Raw genomic sequence first — 18,610 nt, 5'->3', positions numbered from 1 at the left:
GCGCCGATCACATTTTTCTCCGGCTCTTGACCTCGATCAATTTTCCGAGTGAAAAGGTCAACTAATAGGGGCGGTATATCCGCCTCCTCGTTGAGCCATTGGAAAGCTGCCCGCATGACACATGTCCCCCCTCTCTGCGCCGCCCTTGTTTCGCTGTCGCTGTTGACGGCGGCTCCCGCCGTGTCCGAAACACTGGAGAGTTTGGGTGAATCTCTGTTTTTCGATGCGAACCTGTCGCAAAACCGCAGCGAGTCCTGCGCTTCCTGTCATGATCCCGAACATGGCTTTGCCGATCCGCGCGGCATGGCCTCGCCGGGTGATGACGGTGTGTCCCTCGGTGACCGCAACGTGCCCACTGCGGCTTATGCCCATTTTGCTCCGGTGTTTTTCGAGAAGGCCGAAGGCGTTTGGGCAGGCGGGCAATTTCTGGACGGTCGAGCCGCGACTTTGGAGGACCAAGCGGGCGGTCCGCCGTTGAACCCGATTGAGATGGGCATGGCCGATGCGGGCGCCGTTGTGGCGCGGCTTGCTGAGAACCCGGCCTATGTCGCGGCGTTCAAAACTCTGTTCGGGGATGAGATTTTCTCTGACCCAGATGAGGCCTATGCCGCAATGACCAAAGCCATTGCCGCCTTTGAGCGCACCGATCTGTTTTCGCCGTTTGACAGCAAATATGACCGCTACATCAGGGGCGAAGCGGAGCTGACGCGCGAGGAGCTTTTGGGGGAAACCCTATTTTTCTCGCAACAATTCACCAATTGCAACGTCTGCCATCAACTCAAACCGCAGCCGGGCACCGAGGGCGAGACCTTCACCAATTACGAATATCACAACATCGGCGTGCCCGAAAATCTTGAGCTGCGCGCGCTCAACGGTGTGGCCCCGGGCACATTGGATCGGGGCTTGGCCTCCAACCCGCGAGTGGGCGACGCGCCGCAGACCGTGGGCCGCTACAAAGTCCCGACCCTGCGCAATGTTGCGGTGACTGGACCCTATATGCACAACGGGGTGTTTGCCGATCTGCGCACGGTTGTTTTGTTTTACAACACCTACAACACCAAATCCGAGGCGCGTAAAATCAACCCGGAAACTGGCGCGCCGTTTCGCGCGCCTGAGGTGGCGGACACGTTGTCGATGGAAGAACTGACCACAGGCTCCGCCTTGGAAGATCGCGAGATCGACGCATTGGTTGCGTTCATGAAAACCCTTACTGACAAACGCTATGAACCGTTGTTAGAGGCCGCCAACTAAGCACCCAAACAAAAACGCCCCCGCAAATCGCGAGGGCGTTTTTTTACTTAAACCGGGATGGATCAGACGATTTTGATCCCGGCGTCTTTGGCGTCTTTGACGAATTGCTCAAGGCCCTTGTCGGTCAAAACGTGGTTGGCCATGGCTTTGATCACATTCGCAGGGGCGGTGATCACGTCGGCACCGATTTTGGCGCAATCGGAAATATGGTTCACCGTGCGGATCGACGCGGCAAGGATTTCGGTCTCGAAACCATAGTTGTCGTAGATCGTGCGGATGTCTTCGATCAGCTCAAGCCCGTCGATGTTGATGTCGTCGAGACGCCCGATGAAGGGCGAAATATAAGTCGCGCCCGCTTTGGCGGCGAGCAAGGCCTGGTTGGCGGAGAAACACAGGGTCACGTTGATTTTGTGGCCCTCACCGGAAAGCAATTTACAGGCTTTCAACCCGTCCAGCGTCAGCGGCAGTTTGATCACGACATTGTCGGCAATCGTTGCCAGTTTGCGGCCTTCGGCGACCATGCTGTCGAAATCAAGGGCTACAACTTCGGCGGACACCGGACCATCGACCATGTCACAAATCTCTTTGGTCACTTCCAAAATGTCACGACCGGATTTCTTGATCAGCGACGGGTTGGTGGTGACTCCGTCCACAAAGCCAAGGTCGTTGAGTTCGCGGATTGCATCCACATCAGCGGTATCGACAAAGAATTTCATGGGGCGGCTCCTCTTCATGCGCCTGAATTTACGGGGGAGTCATAGTGCATGTTAGCGCTCTAAGAAAGGGGGTCTGGCGAGGATCGGTCAAAACCCGTATCACTCTCACATGGATGAGGCAGAGCATTATTCTGACGGCGCGTTGGTCGCGGTGTTGACGACCGAACCGATTGACCGGCTCCTTGATTACAGGGCGCCCGAGGGCGGCGTGGCGCGCGGCGCCTTTGTCGAAGTGCCGCTTGGACCGCGCAAAGTGTTGGGCTGTGTCTGGGGGCCGGGGGCTGGCGGGTTTGACCTGAAAAAGGCCCGTTCCGTGTCGCATGTTTTAGATGTTGCGCCGATGCGCGATGAGATGCGGCAGTTTTTGGAAAAGACCGCCGCCTATACGCTCACGCCAATGACCGCGATGCTGCGGCTTGCGACCCGCGCGCCGGGGCTGATGAACCCGCCCTCGATGCGCAAGATTTACCTGCGCGGGACAGGCCGCCCGCCGCGCGAAACCGAAGCCCGCACGCGGGTGATTGAGACTTTAGAAGAATACGGCGGGCTGTCTTTCACCTTGAAAGAGCTGGCCGAAACTGCGGGGGTCACGCCCTCTGTGATCAAGGGCATGGTGCCCTCGGGCGCTGTGCGTGAGGAAGATTGCCCGCGCGATCTGGCCTATCCGCGACTGGATGCGAGCGCCCCCGGAAAAGAGTTGACCGACGCCCAAACCGAGGCCGCCATGGCGCTGCGCAAAGCTGTCTCCGCCGAGGCCTATTCCACCACGCTTTTGAAGGGCGTCACCGGATCGGGCAAGACCGAGGTCTATTTGGAAGCCGTCGCCGCCTGTCTCGCCAAGGGGCGTCAGGCTTTGGTGCTCTTGCCCGAGATCGCTCTGACGGCGGAATTTCTCACCCGCTTCGAGGACCGTTTTGGCGCGCGCCTGCGGAATGGCATTCCGGTGTGACCATGACCGAACGCCGCCGGGTGTGGAAAATGGTCGGCATCAGCGGGGCGCAAGTGGTGATCGGCGCGCGCTCGGCGCTGTTTTTGCCGTTCCAAAATCTTGGTCTGATCGTGGTCGATGAGGAACATGACGGATCGTATAAACAAGAGGACGGCGTGCTTTATAATGCCCGCGATATGGCGGTGCTGCGCGCGTCCTTGTGTTCAGCCGCCGTGGTTTTGGCTTCGGCCACGCCCTCGCTTGAAACCTGGGCCAATGTCGAGGCGGGGAAATACCAACGCCTTGATCTCGAAAGTCGATTTGGCCCCGCCGTGATGCCCGATATGCACGCTTTGGATATGCGGGGAGAGAAACTGCCATCGACACAATTTATTTCAGAAGCTCTGGCGCGCTCCGTGCGCAAACGGATGGAATTGGGCGAGCAAAGCCTGTTGTTCCTCAACCGGCGTGGCTTTGCCCCGGTGACGATTTGCCGGGCCTGTGGTCATCAAATCGCCTGTGATCACTGCGATGCGCGGATGGTTGAGCACCGCTTTTTGGGTCGCCTCATGTGCCACCAATGTGGCGAAACCAAACCGATGCCCACGGCCTGTCCGTCCTGTCAGGTCGAGGGGCGACTGGCCCCGGTTGGCCCCGGCGTCGAACGGCTGGCCGAGGAGGTGGCGGAACGGTTTCCGGAGGCCAAATGCGCGGTGCTATCTTCGGATTTGTTCGCCTCGGCCCGTGCGCTCAAGGATCAAATCCGCCAAATCGCACAGGGCGACACGGACATTATCATCGGCACGCAGTTGGTGGCCAAAGGTCACAATTTCCCGAACCTCACCTTGGTCGGCGTGATTGATGCCGATCTGGGGCTGCAAGGCTCGGACCTGCGCGCCGCCGAACATACGTTTCAATTGATGCGTCAGGTGGCGGGCCGGGCCGGGCGGGCGGCGAAAAAAGGCGTGGCTTTGTTGCAGACCTATCAGCCAGAACATCCGGTGATCCGAGCGATCATCGCCGGTGACGAAGAGGGGTTTTGGCGGGCCGAAGCGGCCGAGCGCAAAATGGCCGGGGTGCCGCCCTATGGGCGGATGGCGGGGATTATTCTGTCGGGGCCGGATGTGGCGCAGGTGATGGACGTGGCCAATCACCTTGCGCGGATGGCCGGGCCGCTGAGTCGCGTGGGTGCGCAACTCTACGGTCCCGCGCCCGCACCGATTGCGCGGGTGCGCGGCAAACATCGAGTGCGGTTGTTGATCAAGGCGGAGAAAACCGCGCCGTTGCAAGCGGCGATCAACGCCTGGGTCGGGCAGGTGAAATGGCCCAATTCCGTCCGACTTCAGATCGACATTGATCCGCAGTCGTTTTGGTGACCTAACAAGCCAGCGCCGGATTGACTTGGCGATCAAACACCAAGGTGGTCGCAATCGCGCCGATCCACATGCTTAACAGCGCCAACCACGCCGTTGCGGCAAAGACCGATCCGCCGGTGACGCCATTGCCAATGGCGCAGCCGCCCGCAAGCATGGCGCCAAAGCCCATCAGCACGGCGCCAATCATCGACTTGCGCATGACGGGGACGGACTCAAAGCTCTGCCACCGGAATTCACCCGAGATCATCGCGGCCAAAAACGCCCCGAGCACCACGCCGGGAACGAGGCCGACGTCAAACTCCAACACCGCGCCTCGGTCCAGGAAAAACATCAATGTGTTGGCGGAGGGGCCGGAGAAGGTGGCCGAAGTGACGGGCACCGGATCAAAGGCGATTTGCGCCAGAGACCATGTGAGCACCCAGCCGACCGCGACAGAAAAGCCGACACCGGAGGCGAAAATCCACGTTTTTGGTCCGATCTGATGGCGGGCGGCGAGGTATAATGCGAGAGCGGCGAAGGCCAGGCCAAGCACCAGTCCTGTGCCTGAGGGGAGGTGCAATGCGTTCAAAAGGTTGATGTTTTCTCCGCCGGGCGTGATCGACAGGCTGGCCAATCTGTCACGGTATGGCGCGAGGATGCCGTGCAGGCTCATTTGGGCGGTGACGGCAAAGATCAGGCCGGAGACGACAGAACGCAGATTGCCGGTGGAGGCCAAGACCAAAAGACGGCCCGAACAGCCACGCGACAACACCATGCCCGCGCCAAACATCAGCCCGCCAATGATGGCCCCGGACCATGATCCGGGCACGGCCATGATGCGCGCGTCCGAGGCGCGAAACAGGCCCAGCATTTGCGCGCCCTGCACCCAAACGATGGCGGTCGAGAGGGTCAAAAGCCAGACGGCCACCTTTGGCCCAAGCTTGCCGACGATGCCTTTGCCATGGGCGAATTCGACCGTTGCGGCGCGCAGGCAGAATTGCGATCTCTGCGCCGAGACGCCAAAAATGAGGCCGGTGATCAGACCAAACAGTGCCGCGGTTGGGCTTTCACCGATCCGTTCGACAAGGGCTAAAATGTCCATGTTGTAGATGTCCTCCCGCGCGCGAAATTTGGCTGAGTTTAGGGACAGGGCCGGAGCGTGCCTTGATCTAAGTCACATGGTTGCGCATGTTTGAATGCATCCTGAGGCCCTTTGGACGTCTGTGCCAAGCGTTTTGCGTGGCGCGTAAGGGGGTGTGCAAGAATTCCGGCTATCCAAAACCCAAACCGCGCCGTAAGGGAATGGGATGAAAAAAATGCCGATCCCCCTCTCTGAAACCGGGTCTCTGCCGCTTTGGCGCAGGCCCGAATCGCTGTTGTTCCTCATGGCATTTGCCATGCCCGTGGCCTTTGCGACGTGGAACGCCCTGCTGAATAACTTTGTCATCGAGGCCGCCGGGTTCACCGGGGTGGAGATCGGTTGGCTGCATTCGGTGCGCGAAATCCCCGGATTCTTGGCCATCGGTGTGATCGCCTTGATCATGTTCATCCGCGAACAGGTGTTGGGGATTGTCTCGCTTTTGCTTTTGGGCGCGGCCACGGCTGTGACGGCATTTTTCCCTTCCTTGGGCGGGATTTTGACCATCACCATGCTGTCATCTATCGGCTTTCACTATTTTGAAACCGTAAACCAATCGTTGCAACTGCAATGGCTCTCGAAAGAGCGCGCACCGATCGTGATCGGGCGGCTCGTGGCGGCGGGGTCTGCGGCCTCATTGGTGGCCTACGGGCTTTTGGTGGTGACGTGGAAGACCTTCGATCTGTCCTATGGCTTTGTCTACATGGTGTCGGGCGGGTTCACGGCGGTGGTCGCGGTGTTCGCCTTTCTTGCCTATCCGCAGTTCCAAGCGCCGCATCCGCAAACCAAAAGTTTCGTGCTCAAACGCCGTTACGGCCTCTATTATGCGCTGCAATTCATGGCGGGCGCGCGGCGGCAGATTTTTGTCGTCTTCGCCGCGTTCATGATGGTCGAGAAATTTGGCTTTGAAGTGCATCAGGTCACGGCGCTGTTTTTGATCAACTTTGTTGCCAATATGCTGGTCGCGCCGTTCATGGGTAAAATCGTCGCCCGTAAAGGCGAACGTTTTGTGTTGATGTTTGAATATATCGGCCTGACTTTGGTGTTTCTGGCCTATGGCGGCATCTATTGGCTGGGCTGGGGCGTGGTGATCGCGGCGACGCTGTATGTCATTGATCATATGCTGTTTGGCTTGGCCTTCGCGCTCAAAACCTATTTCCAAAAGATCGCAGACCCGCAAGACATTGCGCCCACCGCCGCCGTGGCTTTTACGATCAACCACATCGCGGCGGTGTTTTTACCTGCGCTTTTGGGCTATCTTTGGGTGGTGTCGCCTGACGCGGTGTTCATTTTGGCGGCGGCGATGGCGATGGTGTCTTTGGGCTTGGCGTCCCTCATCCCGCGCCATCCCGAAAAGGGCAATGAATGGCGGTTTTTACCTGTGGTGCGTGCAACAACTCCGGCAGAGTGATCTGGCTCTGGTTTGATCCGAGGTTTGGCCTATATTCTGAGATGAAACGGTGAAAATGGAGATTGCGATGTTCGGTGCCCTGACCAAGAAACTGTCCATGCCCACGCCAGATGAGGCGTTGTCTGGGCGTGCGACGCCGATCCCGACAGCGGCCGAGCATTTCGTTTTTCTCCGACCTTTGATCGAACCCCTCGCTGAGGAGCAGGAAGAGGCGGTGTTTGGCATGGGCTGTTTCTGGGGCGTTGAGCGCATCTTTTGGCAGGTGCCGGGGGTGATCAACACCGCCGTGGGCTACAGTGCGGGCTATACGCCCAACCCGACATATGAAGAGGTCTGTTCCGGCAAAACCGGCCACAATGAGGTGGTGCGTGTGGTCTATGATCCCACCAAGATCAGCTATGGGGCTTTGTTGTCGGTGTTTTGGGAAAATCACGATCCGACCCAGGGGATGCGCCAAGGCAATGACCGGGGTACGCAATATCGGTCTGGCATTTACTACACCACACCGGCGCAGCATCACGCCGCCGAGGCAAGTCTTGCGGGCTATAACGTGTTGTTGCAGGACAAGGGTTTTGGCGCGATCACGACGGAAGTGCTGCCCGCAGGCGCGTTTTATTATGCCGAAGCCTATCATCAACAATATCTCGCCAAAAACCCCCAGGGTTATTGCGGGATCGGCGGAACAGGCGTGAGCTGTCCGATCGGAGTCGGGGTGGATGCGGGTCTGTCGTAACCCACGGATCCCTGTGTTTGCTGTACGCTGCCTTACAGATCCAGACGGTGCAGCGGGATATACAGGGCGTCCAAAGGTGGGGTGTCTGTCAGGTTCATGACAATCCCGAAAACGGAAAGGCAAATCCCGCCGATGAAAAAAACCAAGCTGATTTTCATCTGTTGTTTTTTGCGGTGCAGGCTAAAATCAAGCCGTGTGGAGAGTGTCCAAACCGCAGTGCTCAACAGCGCCGTTGCCGCGAGCGCATAGACCAGACATCCCCAGATCAACGTTTGGGCGAAAAGTCTAAAAAGCACCGTCGGGTTGTCTCTAAGCGAGATGCCAAGCTTGACGCAAATTTGCCAAGCAAGAAAGCCGATCAAAAAGGCGAACGTGAAATAGGGTACGGCAACGTAGCGCCGGGAATATGGAACATGGGAGAGCATGGCTTTAGCCTGGTTTAAATGTGGACTGCCGAAACACGTGTCTTGAATACAGGTACGCGAGGATCACTATGAAACAGGTAGGGAGCTTCGATGACGATCTGCTTCCCTTTGGTCTTGGTCAAGGCAGAGCTGTAATTTTGGCGACGAAAACTAAAAATTGGGGGTGTTTTGTTGTGGAAATGCCAAAGAATAAGGTGAGTGCGTAAAGCTATAGCAAAGACATATCTTTTGTTGCGCGCAGTTATCGCTCTCCCAGCTCTTGAGTCGTCAGAAACTTCGACCTAAAGCGGTCAGAACGCCGGGCACGGCGCTCACGTTTGCCGTCCCTACCATGGGAACGGATGTTCAGAAAAACAATCAACACGGGCTGTCCCAAACGCGTTACACCGGGATCAAGCCAACCGGAGAGCCTTGATGACCACTTACACCGCCTTTACCAAAACCGACGCCAAAGCCAAAGCCGATGCCTTGGGCGAGGCGCTTGAGACCATTGTGCCGGAGCCGACCGGCGTGGGCGTGTTTGAAATGGAAGACGGCTCAGGGCTTTGGGAGGTCGCGGCCTATTTCACCAACGCCCCCGATGACATCGAACTGGCGCTTTTGGCCAAAATGCACGGTGCGGGTGATTTTATCATCTCTGAGGTGCCGGACACAGATTGGGTCGCGAAAGTGCGCCGGGACCTGTCGCCGGTCGAGGCGGGGCGGTTTTTCGTTTATGGTGGCCATGACGCCGATAAATTGCCCGAGGGCAAGATCGGCCTTTTGATCGAGGCGGCGATGGCCTTTGGCACCGGACATCACGGCACCACTCTGGGCTGTTTGCGTGCGCTCGATGCCTTGCTGGACGCGGGTAAGCGTTTTGACAACGTCGCCGACATTGGCTGTGGCACCGCCGTGTTGGGCATGGCTGCGGCCAAAGTGTCGGACAAGGTGGTCTTGGCCTCTGACATTGATGAAGTGGCCGTCGATGTGGCGCAAAGTAATGTCGATGCCAATGATCTGACGGGGCGTGTTCTGTGTCTTGAGGCGGCGGGTTTTAACCATAAAGACCTGGCCGAGGCCGCGCCCTTTGATTTGGTCTTTGCCAATATCCTCAAAGGCCCGCTTGTGGCCCTCGCGCCCGATATGGCGGCCCATGTTCAGCCGGGTGGCTATGTGATTCTCTCGGGGATTCTCAATCCACAGGCCGATGACGTGATTTCGGTTTATACGCGCTCCGGATTTAATCTTGTGGATCGCACAGAGATTGTTGACTGGACGACACTGACTATGGCGCGCGTTTCCTAAGAATATCGGGAAAAGCCTTGGTTTTGCCTGTTTTAGGACATCCTGCCCCATTTTCGCCACATTTCGCCGCAATCTTGTCACTGTCGGTGGGGGCCGATGTATGAGGAGGCTGCCATGCTTACGCCGGTTCGCAGCAATTAGAGAAAAGAGTCACCAAAATCGAGGCGCGCCGTCGTGCCCTCAGCCATGGTGTCGTGTATTCCGTTAACCAAGATGGGCTGATCATCGCGCGTCCGCGACGCCGCGGCATGCGCCGTCCTTTGCATCTTGCGTTTTTTGCCCTTGGCGGTGTGATCGCTTTCAAGGCGGTGCTTTATGCGACGCTTGGCGGGGCCACCTACACCAACCGCGTCGACGATCTTGCCTCTGGCACGGTGATCGAACAGGCGGGCGCATGGATCATGGCCGCAGATCCGGTCACGGTCTGGCTCGCGATTCAGGGCAAGATGTTGCTGCGCTAAACCAACGATATTCCGGGGTCCTAAGCGCGGCTGTTTCCCCAATGCGCCGCCTTATGTCCCATCCACGTCAAAACCCGCACCTCCCTCCGGTGCGGGTTTTCACATTTTTGATCTCACGCTTTGATCCCACACAGAGCGGTTGTGCCATCTCCCCTTATAACGGACCAATCAGTCCACAAAGACAGCTTTGCCTTGGCAAATGTTCTTGTTTCGTGCTAACCCTCTTTTAACCAAAAACAAAAGAGCAGGATGAAGCAATGCGAGTGATGGGCATCGACCCGGGGCTGCGCAATATGGGTTGGGGCATCATTGATGTTCAAGGCTCGCGCATCAGCCATGTGGCCAATGGCATTTGCCATTCCTTGGCCTCCGACGACCTCGCAATCCGGCTTTTGTCGCTGTTTGATCAACTCACCGACGTGGTCGCCACCTACGCGCCCGATTGTGCCGCGGTGGAGCAGACGTTCGTGAACAAAGACGCTGTTGCCACACTTAAGCTCGGCCAAGCCCGTGCCGTTGCGCTTTTGGCTCCGGCGCGCGCGGGGTTGCCGATTGGCGAATATGCCCCGAATGCGGTGAAAAAAGCCGTGGTCGGCGTCGGCCATGCCGCCAAGCAACAGGTCGAGCATATGATCAAGCTGCAATTGCCCGGCGCAAAATTGGCCGGTGCGGATGCGGTGGATGCGCTGGCGATTGCGATCTGTCATTCTTTCCATGCACATTCAAATTCCCGCCTTGCGGATGCGGTCAAAAGGGCCTCAGCATGATTGGTAAACTCACAGGCATCATCGACTATATCGGTACGGATCATGTGATGATCGACGTGCGCGGTGTCGGCTATATCGTCCATATCAACGAACGCACCCGGATGAGCCTGCCAGGGCAGGGGGCGCCGGTGTCGCTCTATACCGACATGTTGGTGCGCGAAGATTTGATGCAGTTGTTCGGCTTTTCCTCACTGTTGGAAAAGGAATGGTATCGGCTGTTGATCTCGGTTCAGGGCATCGGATCGAAAGCGGCGATGGCGGTGCTCGGGACATTGGGACCGGAGGCCACAGGCCGCGCGATTGCCTTGGGCGATTGGAACGCGGTCAAGGCCGCGCCGGGCGTCGGGCCGAAGATCGCGCAGCGTGTGGTCAATGAATTGAAAGACAAAGCCCCCGCCGTGATGGCGATGGGCGGCACATTGGCTAAAACCTTGGCCGAGGCGCCCCAGATGGACGAGGTGATCGAAACGGACGCGCCCGCGCCGAAACCCCGCGTGGCCAAAGCCCCTGTGCCCAAACCCAATGCCTCCGCCGAAGCAGAGGCGATGTCCGCCCTGCAAAATCTTGGCTATTCGCCTTCGGACGCGGTTCAGGCCGTGGCGCAATCCGCCCAAGATGCGCCGGAGGCGGACACCTCGGCCTTGATCCGTGCGGCGCTCAAATTGCTTGCGCCGAAGGGGTAATTGATGGACCAGCCCGACCCAACTCTGCGCGCTGAGCGCCGACCCGAGGATGCCGACCGCGCCCTGCGCCCTCAGGTGTTGAGCGAATTCATCGGCCAACAGGAGGCCCGTGCCAACTTGGCTGTGTTCATCGAAAGCGCCAGGATGCGCGAAGAGGCGATGGACCATGTGTTGTTCCACGGCCCGCCGGGATTGGGCAAAACCACGCTGGCGCAAATCATGGCGCGCGAATTGGGCGTGAATTTCAAAATGACCTCCGGGCCAGTTTTGGCACGCGCGGGCGATTTGGCGGCGATCCTGACCAATCTGGACGCGCGCGACGTGTTGTTCATCGACGAAATTCACCGGATGAACCCGGTGGTCGAAGAAATTCTCTATCCTGCAATGGAGGATTTCGAGCTTGATCTGGTGATCGGAGAAGGCCCCGCCGCGCGTACGGTGCGCATCGAATTGCAACCCTTCACGCTGGTCGGCGCGACCACGCGCTTGGGGCTTTTGACCACACCCCTGCGCGATCGTTTTGGCATTCCGACGCGGCTGCAATTTTACACCACGCAGGAGTTGCATGAAATCGTCACCCGTGGTGCGCGGCTTTTGGATATTCCGACCGAGGACGCAGGCGCGCTTGAGATCGCCAAACGCGCCCGTGGCACCCCGCGCATCGCCGGGCGGTTGCTCCGCCGGGTGGTGGATTTTGCCGTGGTCGAAGGCGGTGGGCGGATTTCCAAAGAGCTGGCCGACAGGTCTCTGACCCGGCTGGGGGTGGATCTTTTGGGTCTTGATGGCGCGGATCGGCGGTATTTACGCCTGATCGCGGAGAATTACCAAGGTGGACCTGTGGGCGTCGAAACCCTCGCCGCCGCTTTGTCTGAGAGCCGCGATGCGATCGAGGATGTGATCGAACCCTATCTGTTGCAACAGGGCCTGATCCAACGCACACCGCGCGGTCGGATGTTGACGCAAAAATCATGGCATCATTTGGGGATGCCGGCCCCAAAAGGCCCAGATCAGCCGGAACTGTTTGGCGGGTGAGGGGCTTATCCCAATAGCTTGCCCATATGGGCCACCGCCAAGGCATAGCCATGAACCCCAAACCCGGCCATCACCGCATCCGCGCGCATAGAGACATAGGACTGGTGGCGGAAGGCTTCGCGTTTGTGGACCTGCGAGATGTGGACCTCAATCACCGGGCCGTCGAACGTGTTCAACGCGTCCAGAATGGCGACCGAGGTGTGGGTATAGGCGGCGGGGTTGATCACAATGCCTTGGGCTGCATCGCGTGCTTCATGGATCAGATCAATGATCTCGCCCTCATGGTTCGACTGGGCAAAAACAATGTCGAGCCCCTGTGTGACGGCCTCGCGGGCACAGAGCGCCTCGACATCGGCCAAAGTATCCGCGCCGTAAATTTCGGGCTGGCGTTTGCCCAAAAGATTGAGGTTCGGCCCATTCAGGATATAGATTTTCTTGTTCATGAGGCCCTCGCTGATGCCGAAATGCGGTGTTGGGGGTGAGTTATGCAGAGCCCCGCGCCCAGTGCAAGGGCTGAGGCGGTTTTGGTCTGTGGGGCTTGTCAAAATATGAGGATTGGACAAAGCCGCAAGGCATGTTACCGCATGCATAATCAGGGGAGCGAGATCAATGAGCAAACTGAACAAAGAGTGGCATGCAGCCCACCCGATGGACAAAAATCCAACCACCGAAGAGCGCCTGACGTGGCATTTGGAACATACCGCCCACTGCGGTTGTCGGCCCATTCCGGCGTCGCTTTTGAGCATCATGGCGCAACGTGGTATTGCTGTGCCGGAGCGTGGCAGGGCAGAGCAAGCTGTGGACCAGACGGCGGAGTAACTATGAGTACGGACAGCACGGAACCGACCACACCGGAACAGGTTGAAGCGTTTTTCACGCGCGCAAGTGGGGACTATGTTTTTGCCCGTTGGGGGCGGCCAATTGCGCCGGTGGTGTTTGGTGTCGAAGACGAGACGCTGAGCGTGATCAAAAGCGCGATCGAGGCCTGTATCGCCATCGCCGGGCACCGGATCGAGGACGTGGACCCGGAGTTGGGCACAAACCTGATGATGTTTTTCCTGTCCGATTGGGCCGAGCTTTTGGATGTGCCGCATATGGGCGATCTGATCCCTGATTTGGCGGCGCGGGTGGAGACGCTTCAGGCCAAGAACGCCCATCAATATCGGGCGTTTCGGTTTGATGGCGCGGGGGCGATCAAGGCGTGCTTTACCTTTGTGCGCATGAGCGATGCGATGGCGGAGGTCCCCGCCGAAGTGATCGCATTGTCGCAGGCGGTGCAGGCGATGCTGCTCTGGTCCGACACGGCCTTTACCCAGGACAGCCCGCTGGGCCTATCGCCCGCAGGTACGGTGATCCGCCCGGATGTGGCGAACCTGTTGCGCGCGGCCTATGATCCGATTTTGCCACCTGCCGCACGCGAGGCGTCTCATGCGCTCAGGCTTTATGCGCGGGTAATGGCGGGCTGATGCGGGCCTTTGTGGCGCTGCCTTTGCCGACTGATCTGACGGATCGGTTGGAAGATATTACCTTGGGTCTGCGGTTTGGCCGAGCGGTTCGGGCCGAGAACATGCATGTCACCTTGGCGTTCTTAGAGGATCAACCAGAGGCGGTTTTGGCTGAGCTGCATGAGGCGCTTGCGGCGATTTACGCGCCATCCCCTCAGTTGACTGTGACCGGGCTGAACCTGTTTGGCGGCGACAAGCCGCGACTTTTGTTTGCGGCGATTGCGCCCGATGCGGCGTTGAGCGATCTGCGGCAAAAGATACGCAAAGCGGCGCGGGCGGTGGGCATCGCACTGTCACATGAACGGTTTCGCCCGCATATCTCATTGCGCCGGTTTCACCGGATTGCCCCGTCGGAGCGGGCGGATCTAGACCTGCTTTTGGCCGCCAAAGCTGCGTTCACATGGCCCACATTCCGGCCCACGCAGTTTGAGATGATCCAATCGACGCTGACCTCTGAGGGTCCCGTTTATGACGGGCTTGCGAGCTATCCTTTGAGTCTTTAAACCAAGGGCACTCCCAAAAGCCCCGAGATAAGGCGACGCGATGACCCATATTTTTCCTGTCCATGTCTATTATGAGGACACCGATCTGGCGGGCATCGTTTATTACGCCAATTACCTCAAATATATCGAACGCGCCCGGACCGAATGGGTGCGCGATCTGGGCGTCGATCAGGTGGCGTTGAAGGCGGATGAAGGCTTGGTGTTCGCGGTGCGCCGGGTCGAGGCGGATTACCTGTCGCCTGCCAAATTCGATGACGATTTGACCGTCGAAACCCGGCTGAAGGCCCTGACCGGCGCGCGGATTGTGGTCGAACAGGGGGTCAAACGGGGCCAAGAGGTGCTGTTTGAGGCGGTTGTGACCCTCGTCACATTATCCGCCACAGGGCATCCGGCGCGTCTTCCGGCGGTTCTTCGCCGAAATCTGCATTAAATCTGCGAAAATTCTCTGATTTTACCCCTGTCCTCACAGGTTAGTGTTGGCGTGTGCCCTGACGATCAGGTAAATCTGGGGTTAAGATGAGAGCCGTGAATAGACGGCCCACCCAAATGATCTGGCGACCAATCGTCAGGCACTCAGGCAACGTTTTAAGCGGAACAAAAGAGCAGGTTCATGGACCAAAACACCCTTGCTATGGCGCAGGAGATCGACTTCTCCCTGCTGGCGCTTTTCATGCGCGCAACCTTCATTGTGAAAATCGTGATGATCCTATTGATCGTGGCCTCGTTTTGGTCATGGTCGATCATTGTGCAAAAATTCATCGCCTTTCGCAAAGCGCGGGCCGAGGCCGAGGCGTTCGATCATTCGTTCTGGTCGGGCGAGCCTTTGGATGAACTCTATGACCAGCTTCAGGGCAATCCGATCACGTCGCCCGAACGGGTGTTTGCCGCCGGGATGACCGAATGGCGGCGCTCGCACAAGGCGGATGGTGGGCTGATCGCAGGGGCGCAATCGCGCATTGATCGCTCGATGGATGTGGCCATCTCGAAAGAAGCCGAGATTATGAACTCCGGCCTATCCTTCTTGGCGACTGTCGGTTCGACCGGGCCATTTATCGGTCTGTTCGGTACTGTTTGGGGTATCAAAACCGCCTTTGAAGACATCGCCATGGCGCAATCGACCAACCTGGCCGTTGTGGCACCGGGGATTGCCGAGGCCTTGCTTGCCACCGCATTGGGGCTTTTGGCCGCGATTCCGGCGGTGATTTTCTACAACAAACTCAACGCCGACAGCGACCGCATTTTGGGGGGATACGAGGCCTTTGCCGACGAATTCGCCACCATTCTCTCGCGCGAATTGGACAGCTGAGATGGGCGCAGGAGTGGTTCAAAAACAGGGCAAGGGGGGGCGTCGTGGCCGCCGTCGTCCGGCGGCGATGAGCGAGATCAACGTCACGCCCTTCGTTGACGTCATGCTGGTGCTGTTGATCATCTTCATGGTCGCGGCACCGATGATGACCGTGGGTGTGCCGATCGAGTTGCCAGAAACCGCCGCCACCGCCTTGCCACAAGAGGAAGAGGAACCGTTGAGCATCACGCTGACCGCCGATGGTCGGGTGTTGTTGATGTCCAATGAGGAAGATGAGGCCGATCTGGTGACGAAGTTGCGCGCGATTGCCGCAGAGCGTCAGGACGACAAGATTTTCCTGCGCGCCGACGGGTCGGTGACCTATGAACGCGTGGCACAGATCATGGGCGCGCTCAATGCCGCGGGCTTTCGCAAGATCGGTTTGGTGACGGAGCAAGGCGGTCCGCGCCTTGATGGGGCCGGAAACTAAAGGGCATATGGCGTGAACACAGGCCAATATATCTCCGGCGCGGGCCATCTGGGCCTCATTGCCTATATGATTTTCGGTGGGATGTTCCTCTCGCCGAAGCAAACGGAGTCCGTGGCCGTTCAGGAAGTTGCGCTGATTTCGGAGGCGGAGTTTGCCGCACTGAGCGCCACGAACACTGCGCCCGACACCTTTGCCGAGGCCGAGGCATTGAAGGCCCCTGTGGCCGAAGCGGCGCCGGTGCCGACCCCCGTTGAGGACAGCACGCCCGAGGTTCAGCCCTCGGATGCACCGCCGCCAGACCTGCCTGAGCCGCGCCCGGAGGTCAGCGAGAGCTTGCCCGCGCCGGTTCAGGTCGATCCAACCCCGCCCAGCCCACAGGCCGAGCCGGAACTCTCGTTGGAAGACCCCGGTGCGGGGCTGCCGGATAGTCCTGACCGCAAACCGACGCCACGTCCGGTGCCGCGTATTTCCGATCAGGTCGTGTCCACGCCCGAGCCGCAGCCGGAGATTTCGGATGCGCCGGTTGAGGCGACGTCTGACACGGCGGAGTCTGAGAAGGTCGTGGAGCAGACCCAAGAAAAAGCCGCGCCGCAAGAGACGACGACAGAGATTGTAACCGAGGCAGAAAAGCCATCGGGCATGTCAACCTCGCCGCGGCCAAAATCCCGCCCGGCCAATTTGGCGGCGCAAGCTGCGGCGGCGCAAAAACCGGCGGAGACTCCAAAACCCGAGACGCCAAAACCGGCAACTCCCAAGCCTGAGACGCCGAAGACAGACTCCGCTGACGCAGTCGCCAATGCAGCCGCCGAGGCGGCGGCAGCACTGGCCGCCGAAGCCTCAGAGACGCCCGCAGCCCCGAAACGTCCGGTGGGTCCGCCTCTGACCGGGGGCGAGCGTGAAGGCATGCGCGTGGCGGTGTCGCAATGTTGGAACGTCGGCGCGATGTCGACCGAAGCCATGCGCACCAAGATCACCGTCGGTGTCGCGATGAACGAAGATGGCACGCCGCAAGCCGGTTCCATCACCCTGTTGGGCCATGAGGGCGGCACCGATGCTGGCGCTCAAAGTGCCTTTGAAGTGGCGCGCCGCGCGATTATCCGCTGTGGCGCGCGTGGTTTTCCATTGCCGGTCGACAAGTATGACCATTGGCGCAATATCGAAATGACGTTCGATCCCGAACAGATGAGGTTTAAATGATACGCCCGCTTCCCTTTCGCCTGACGACACTGGCCGGTTCTTTGGTTTGCGCTCTGGCGCTGTCTTTCGGCACGGCCTCGCCCATGTTGGCGCAGGACCCCGGGCCGCTGCAACTCGACATCACGCGCGGGGTGATCGAGCCCTTGCCATTGGCGATCCCGGATTTCATTGCCGAGACACCACAGGCGGCGGAATACGCGCAGCAGATTTCCGATGTGATTGCCGCGGATTTGGTGGGCACCGGGTTGTTCCGTGAAATCCCGCCGTCGGCGCATATTTCCAAGGTCACCAATTTCGCCTCCCCGGTGCAATATGCCGATTGGAAAGCGATCAATGCGCAGGGACTTGTGACCGGGGCCGTGGGCACGGATGCAGGTGGCAATCTTGTGGTGAAATTCCGGGTGTTCGATATTTACGCCGAAGCGCCTCTGGGCGGCGGTTTGCAGCTTGGCGGGTCCACCGCAAGTTGGCGTCGGATCGCCCATAAGGTCTCCGATGTGGTCTATTCCCGGATCACCGGCGAGGGCGGGTATTTCGACAGCCGCGTGGTGTTTGTCTCAGAGACTGGGCCAAAGAATGACCGCAAAAAACGCCTTGCGGTGATGGATTACGATGGGGCCGGGCTGCAATATCTGACCGATGACAGCTATATCGTCTTTGCACCGCGCTTTTCTCCCACGGGCGACCGGGTGCTTTACACCTCTTATGAAACAGGCCGGCCGCAGATCACCATGCTCGATGTCGGCACCGTGACGCGCACGCGCTTGCCCGTGCCCGCCGAGGCCGTGACCTTTGCGCCGCGTTTTGCCCCCGATGGCCGTTCGATCGTCTATTCGATGTCCACGGGCACCAACACCGATCTCTACCGCATGGACATTGCCAGCGGCCAATCGACCCGGCTGACCAACACGCCGGCGATTGAAACGGCGCCGTCGTTTTCGCCCGATGGTTCGCAGATCGTCTTCGAATCCGACCGGTCTGGGACTCAGCAGCTTTACATCATGCCCGCGGGCGGCGGTGAGGCGCGGCGGATATCCAATGGCAAGGGCCGGTATGGCACGCCCATCTGGTCGCCGCGCGGCGATTTGATTGCCTTCACCAAGCAAAACGAAGGCCGATTCCACATTGGTGTGATGCGCACGGATGGCTCGGAAGAGCGGCTTTTGACCGCGTCCTTCTTGGATGAGGGGCCGAGCTGGGCCCCCAATGGTCGGGTGATCATGTTCACCCGCGAAAGTCAGGGCGCGGGTGGGGCGAGTGCACTCTATTCGGTCGATATTTCGGGCCGCAACCTGAAACGCGTGCCGACCAATGCCGGGGCATCTGATCCCGCTTGGTCGCCGCTTTTGAAATAAAACCCGGACCTCTCCCCAAGGCCGGGGGAGAGTGCTATAGTCAGAAAAACAACAGTTTGAGCTTCCTCAAAGGATGATCCCAATGTCC

20 protein-coding genes and 1 pseudogene are annotated in these 18,610 nt (G+C 59.0%); 18 read left to right on the top strand and 3 right to left on the bottom strand.

Translation table 11 applies throughout. From position 1 onward, the window contains the following. Positions 1-114: 114 nt before the first annotated feature. Complete coding sequence (locus tag C8029_RS03800) at positions 115-1,251, top strand: cytochrome-c peroxidase (RefSeq protein ID WP_152002267.1); 1,137 nt, start codon at positions 115-117, stop codon at positions 1,249-1,251. Between the two features lie 62 nt (positions 1,252-1,313). On the opposite strand, the gene fsa is transcribed toward C8029_RS03800, so the two are convergent. After that, entirely contained in the window at positions 1,314-1,967 is a 654-nt protein-coding gene (fsa, locus tag C8029_RS03795) for a fructose-6-phosphate aldolase (protein WP_009573108.1), read from the bottom strand. 109 nt (positions 1,968-2,076) lie between these two features. Between fsa and C8029_RS03790 the strand changes: the two are divergent. Further along, positions 2,077-4,271 (top strand): annotated as a pseudogene (locus C8029_RS03790) (primosomal protein N'). A 1-nt stretch (position 4,272) separates the two neighbouring features. Here the strand turns inward: C8029_RS03790 and C8029_RS03785 are convergent. After that, positions 4,273-5,352: a YeeE/YedE family protein gene (locus C8029_RS03785; protein ID WP_009573110.1), complete on the bottom strand. Its 1,080-nt coding sequence runs from the start codon at positions 5,350-5,352 to the stop codon at positions 4,273-4,275. A 205-nt stretch (positions 5,353-5,557) separates the two neighbouring features. Between C8029_RS03785 and C8029_RS03780 the strand changes: the two genes are divergently transcribed. The 8 genes from C8029_RS03780 (at position 5,558) to ruvB (ending at position 12,187) form a co-directional block, all read left to right on the top strand. Next, positions 5,558-6,799 (top strand): MFS transporter, encoded by a 1,242-nt coding sequence (locus C8029_RS03780; protein ID WP_009573111.1) that lies wholly within the window; start codon positions 5,558-5,560, stop codon positions 6,797-6,799. Between the two features lie 67 nt (positions 6,800-6,866). Continuing rightward, the gene (gene msrA, locus C8029_RS03775; protein WP_040402735.1) at positions 6,867-7,532 is read left to right on the top strand and encodes a peptide-methionine (S)-S-oxide reductase MsrA; all 666 of its coding nucleotides are present in this window, start codon (positions 6,867-6,869) and stop codon (positions 7,530-7,532) included. A gap of 17 nt (positions 7,533-7,549) precedes the next feature. Beyond that, positions 7,550-7,975 (top strand): hypothetical protein, encoded by a 426-nt coding sequence (locus C8029_RS03770; RefSeq protein WP_152002266.1) that lies wholly within the window; start codon positions 7,550-7,552, stop codon positions 7,973-7,975. 396 nt (positions 7,976-8,371) lie between these two features. Further along, positions 8,372-9,244, top strand: a complete 873-nt coding sequence (locus C8029_RS03765) for a 50S ribosomal protein L11 methyltransferase (protein WP_152002265.1) — start codon at positions 8,372-8,374, stop codon at positions 9,242-9,244. A 248-nt stretch (positions 9,245-9,492) separates the two neighbouring features. Then, the gene (locus C8029_RS03760) at positions 9,493-9,705 is read left to right on the top strand and encodes a hypothetical protein (protein ID WP_152002264.1); all 213 of its coding nucleotides are present in this window, start codon (positions 9,493-9,495) and stop codon (positions 9,703-9,705) included. A 257-nt stretch (positions 9,706-9,962) separates the two neighbouring features. Beyond that, a complete protein-coding gene (gene ruvC / locus C8029_RS03755) occupies positions 9,963-10,472 on the top strand; it encodes a crossover junction endodeoxyribonuclease RuvC (protein ID WP_009573116.1) in 510 nt (169 codons plus the stop codon). Next, positions 10,469-11,155 carry a Holliday junction branch migration protein RuvA gene (ruvA, locus tag C8029_RS03750; RefSeq protein ID WP_009573117.1) on the top strand — a complete coding sequence of 229 codons (687 nt, stop codon included), beginning with the start codon at positions 10,469-10,471 and terminating at the stop codon, positions 11,153-11,155. Before ruvC ends, ruvA begins: the two co-directional genes overlap by 4 nt. A 3-nt stretch (positions 11,156-11,158) precedes the next feature. After that, positions 11,159-12,187 (top strand): Holliday junction branch migration DNA helicase RuvB, encoded by a 1,029-nt coding sequence (gene ruvB / locus C8029_RS03745; protein ID WP_152002263.1) that lies wholly within the window; start codon positions 11,159-11,161, stop codon positions 12,185-12,187. Positions 12,188-12,192: 5 nt separating this feature from the next. On the opposite strand, the gene aroQ is transcribed toward ruvB, so the two are convergent. Then, entirely contained in the window at positions 12,193-12,630 is a 438-nt protein-coding gene (gene aroQ / locus C8029_RS03740; RefSeq protein WP_152002262.1) for a type II 3-dehydroquinate dehydratase, read from the bottom strand. Between the two features lie 166 nt (positions 12,631-12,796). On the opposite strand from aroQ, the gene C8029_RS03735 reads away from it, so the two are divergent. The 8 genes from C8029_RS03735 to tolB all read left to right on the top strand — a co-directional run bounded on the left by C8029_RS03735 (position 12,797) and on the right by tolB (position 18,522). Then, a complete protein-coding gene (locus tag C8029_RS03735) occupies positions 12,797-13,006 on the top strand; it encodes a hypothetical protein (RefSeq protein WP_009573120.1) in 210 nt (69 codons plus the stop codon). 2 nt (positions 13,007-13,008) lie between these two features. Next, a complete protein-coding gene (locus tag C8029_RS03730) occupies positions 13,009-13,653 on the top strand; it encodes a hypothetical protein (RefSeq protein ID WP_152002261.1) in 645 nt (214 codons plus the stop codon). Continuing rightward, entirely contained in the window at positions 13,653-14,195 is a 543-nt protein-coding gene (gene thpR, locus C8029_RS03725; RefSeq protein WP_152002260.1) for an RNA 2',3'-cyclic phosphodiesterase, read from the top strand. The genes C8029_RS03730 and thpR overlap by 1 nt, the downstream gene beginning before the upstream one ends. 40 nt (positions 14,196-14,235) lie before the next feature. After that, positions 14,236-14,625: a tol-pal system-associated acyl-CoA thioesterase gene (gene ybgC / locus C8029_RS03720; RefSeq protein WP_152002259.1), complete on the top strand. Its 390-nt coding sequence runs from the start codon at positions 14,236-14,238 to the stop codon at positions 14,623-14,625. A gap of 180 nt (positions 14,626-14,805) precedes the next feature. After that, positions 14,806-15,501 (top strand): protein TolQ, encoded by a 696-nt coding sequence (gene tolQ / locus C8029_RS03715; protein WP_152002258.1) that lies wholly within the window; start codon positions 14,806-14,808, stop codon positions 15,499-15,501. Position 15,502: 1 nt separating this feature from the next. Beyond that, positions 15,503-15,970, top strand: a complete 468-nt coding sequence (tolR, locus tag C8029_RS03710; RefSeq protein WP_074645506.1) for a protein TolR — start codon at positions 15,503-15,505, stop codon at positions 15,968-15,970. A gap of 12 nt (positions 15,971-15,982) precedes the next feature. Then, the gene (gene tolA, locus C8029_RS03705) at positions 15,983-17,167 is read left to right on the top strand and encodes a cell envelope integrity protein TolA (RefSeq protein WP_152002257.1); all 1,185 of its coding nucleotides are present in this window, start codon (positions 15,983-15,985) and stop codon (positions 17,165-17,167) included. After that, positions 17,164-18,522 (top strand): Tol-Pal system beta propeller repeat protein TolB, encoded by a 1,359-nt coding sequence (gene tolB / locus C8029_RS03700; RefSeq protein WP_009573127.1) that lies wholly within the window; start codon positions 17,164-17,166, stop codon positions 18,520-18,522. The genes tolA and tolB overlap by 4 nt, the downstream gene beginning before the upstream one ends. The last annotated feature ends 88 nt before the right edge of the window (positions 18,523-18,610 follow it).

The sequence above is a fragment of the Roseobacter sp. TSBP12 genome (assembly GCF_009129705.1).
Lineage (GTDB): Bacteria > Pseudomonadota > Alphaproteobacteria > Rhodobacterales > Rhodobacteraceae > Celeribacter > Celeribacter baekdonensis_A.
The sequence above is the reverse complement of the archived record's forward strand: the minus strand, read 5'-3'. Positions and strand labels throughout refer to the sequence as shown.

Coding starts and splice junctions, on each gene's coding strand:
- ruvB (WP_152002263.1), top strand. CDS start 11,159: ATGGACCAGCCCGACCCAACTCTGCGCGCTGAGCGCCGACCCGAGGAT.
- thpR (WP_152002260.1), top strand. CDS start 13,653: ATGCGGGCCTTTGTGGCGCTGCCTTTGCCGACTGATCTGACGGATCGG.
- fsa (WP_009573108.1), bottom strand. CDS start 1,967: ATGAAATTCTTTGTCGATACCGCTGATGTGGATGCAATCCGCGAACTC.
- ruvA (WP_009573117.1), top strand. CDS start 10,469: ATGATTGGTAAACTCACAGGCATCATCGACTATATCGGTACGGATCAT.
- C8029_RS03760 (WP_152002264.1), top strand. CDS start 9,493: ATGCGCCGTCCTTTGCATCTTGCGTTTTTTGCCCTTGGCGGTGTGATC.
- tolB (WP_009573127.1), top strand. CDS start 17,164: ATGATACGCCCGCTTCCCTTTCGCCTGACGACACTGGCCGGTTCTTTG.
- msrA (WP_040402735.1), top strand. CDS start 6,867: ATGTTCGGTGCCCTGACCAAGAAACTGTCCATGCCCACGCCAGATGAG.
- C8029_RS03785 (WP_009573110.1), bottom strand. CDS start 5,352: ATGGACATTTTAGCCCTTGTCGAACGGATCGGTGAAAGCCCAACCGCG.
- C8029_RS03735 (WP_009573120.1), top strand. CDS start 12,797: ATGAGCAAACTGAACAAAGAGTGGCATGCAGCCCACCCGATGGACAAA.
- C8029_RS03730 (WP_152002261.1), top strand. CDS start 13,009: ATGAGTACGGACAGCACGGAACCGACCACACCGGAACAGGTTGAAGCG.
- C8029_RS03800 (WP_152002267.1), top strand. CDS start 115: ATGACACATGTCCCCCCTCTCTGCGCCGCCCTTGTTTCGCTGTCGCTG.
- C8029_RS03765 (WP_152002265.1), top strand. CDS start 8,372: ATGACCACTTACACCGCCTTTACCAAAACCGACGCCAAAGCCAAAGCC.
- aroQ (WP_152002262.1), bottom strand. CDS start 12,630: ATGAACAAGAAAATCTATATCCTGAATGGGCCGAACCTCAATCTTTTG.
- ybgC (WP_152002259.1), top strand. CDS start 14,236: ATGACCCATATTTTTCCTGTCCATGTCTATTATGAGGACACCGATCTG.
- ruvC (WP_009573116.1), top strand. CDS start 9,963: ATGCGAGTGATGGGCATCGACCCGGGGCTGCGCAATATGGGTTGGGGC.
- tolR (WP_074645506.1), top strand. CDS start 15,503: ATGGGCGCAGGAGTGGTTCAAAAACAGGGCAAGGGGGGGCGTCGTGGC.
- tolQ (WP_152002258.1), top strand. CDS start 14,806: ATGGACCAAAACACCCTTGCTATGGCGCAGGAGATCGACTTCTCCCTG.
- C8029_RS03780 (WP_009573111.1), top strand. CDS start 5,558: ATGAAAAAAATGCCGATCCCCCTCTCTGAAACCGGGTCTCTGCCGCTT.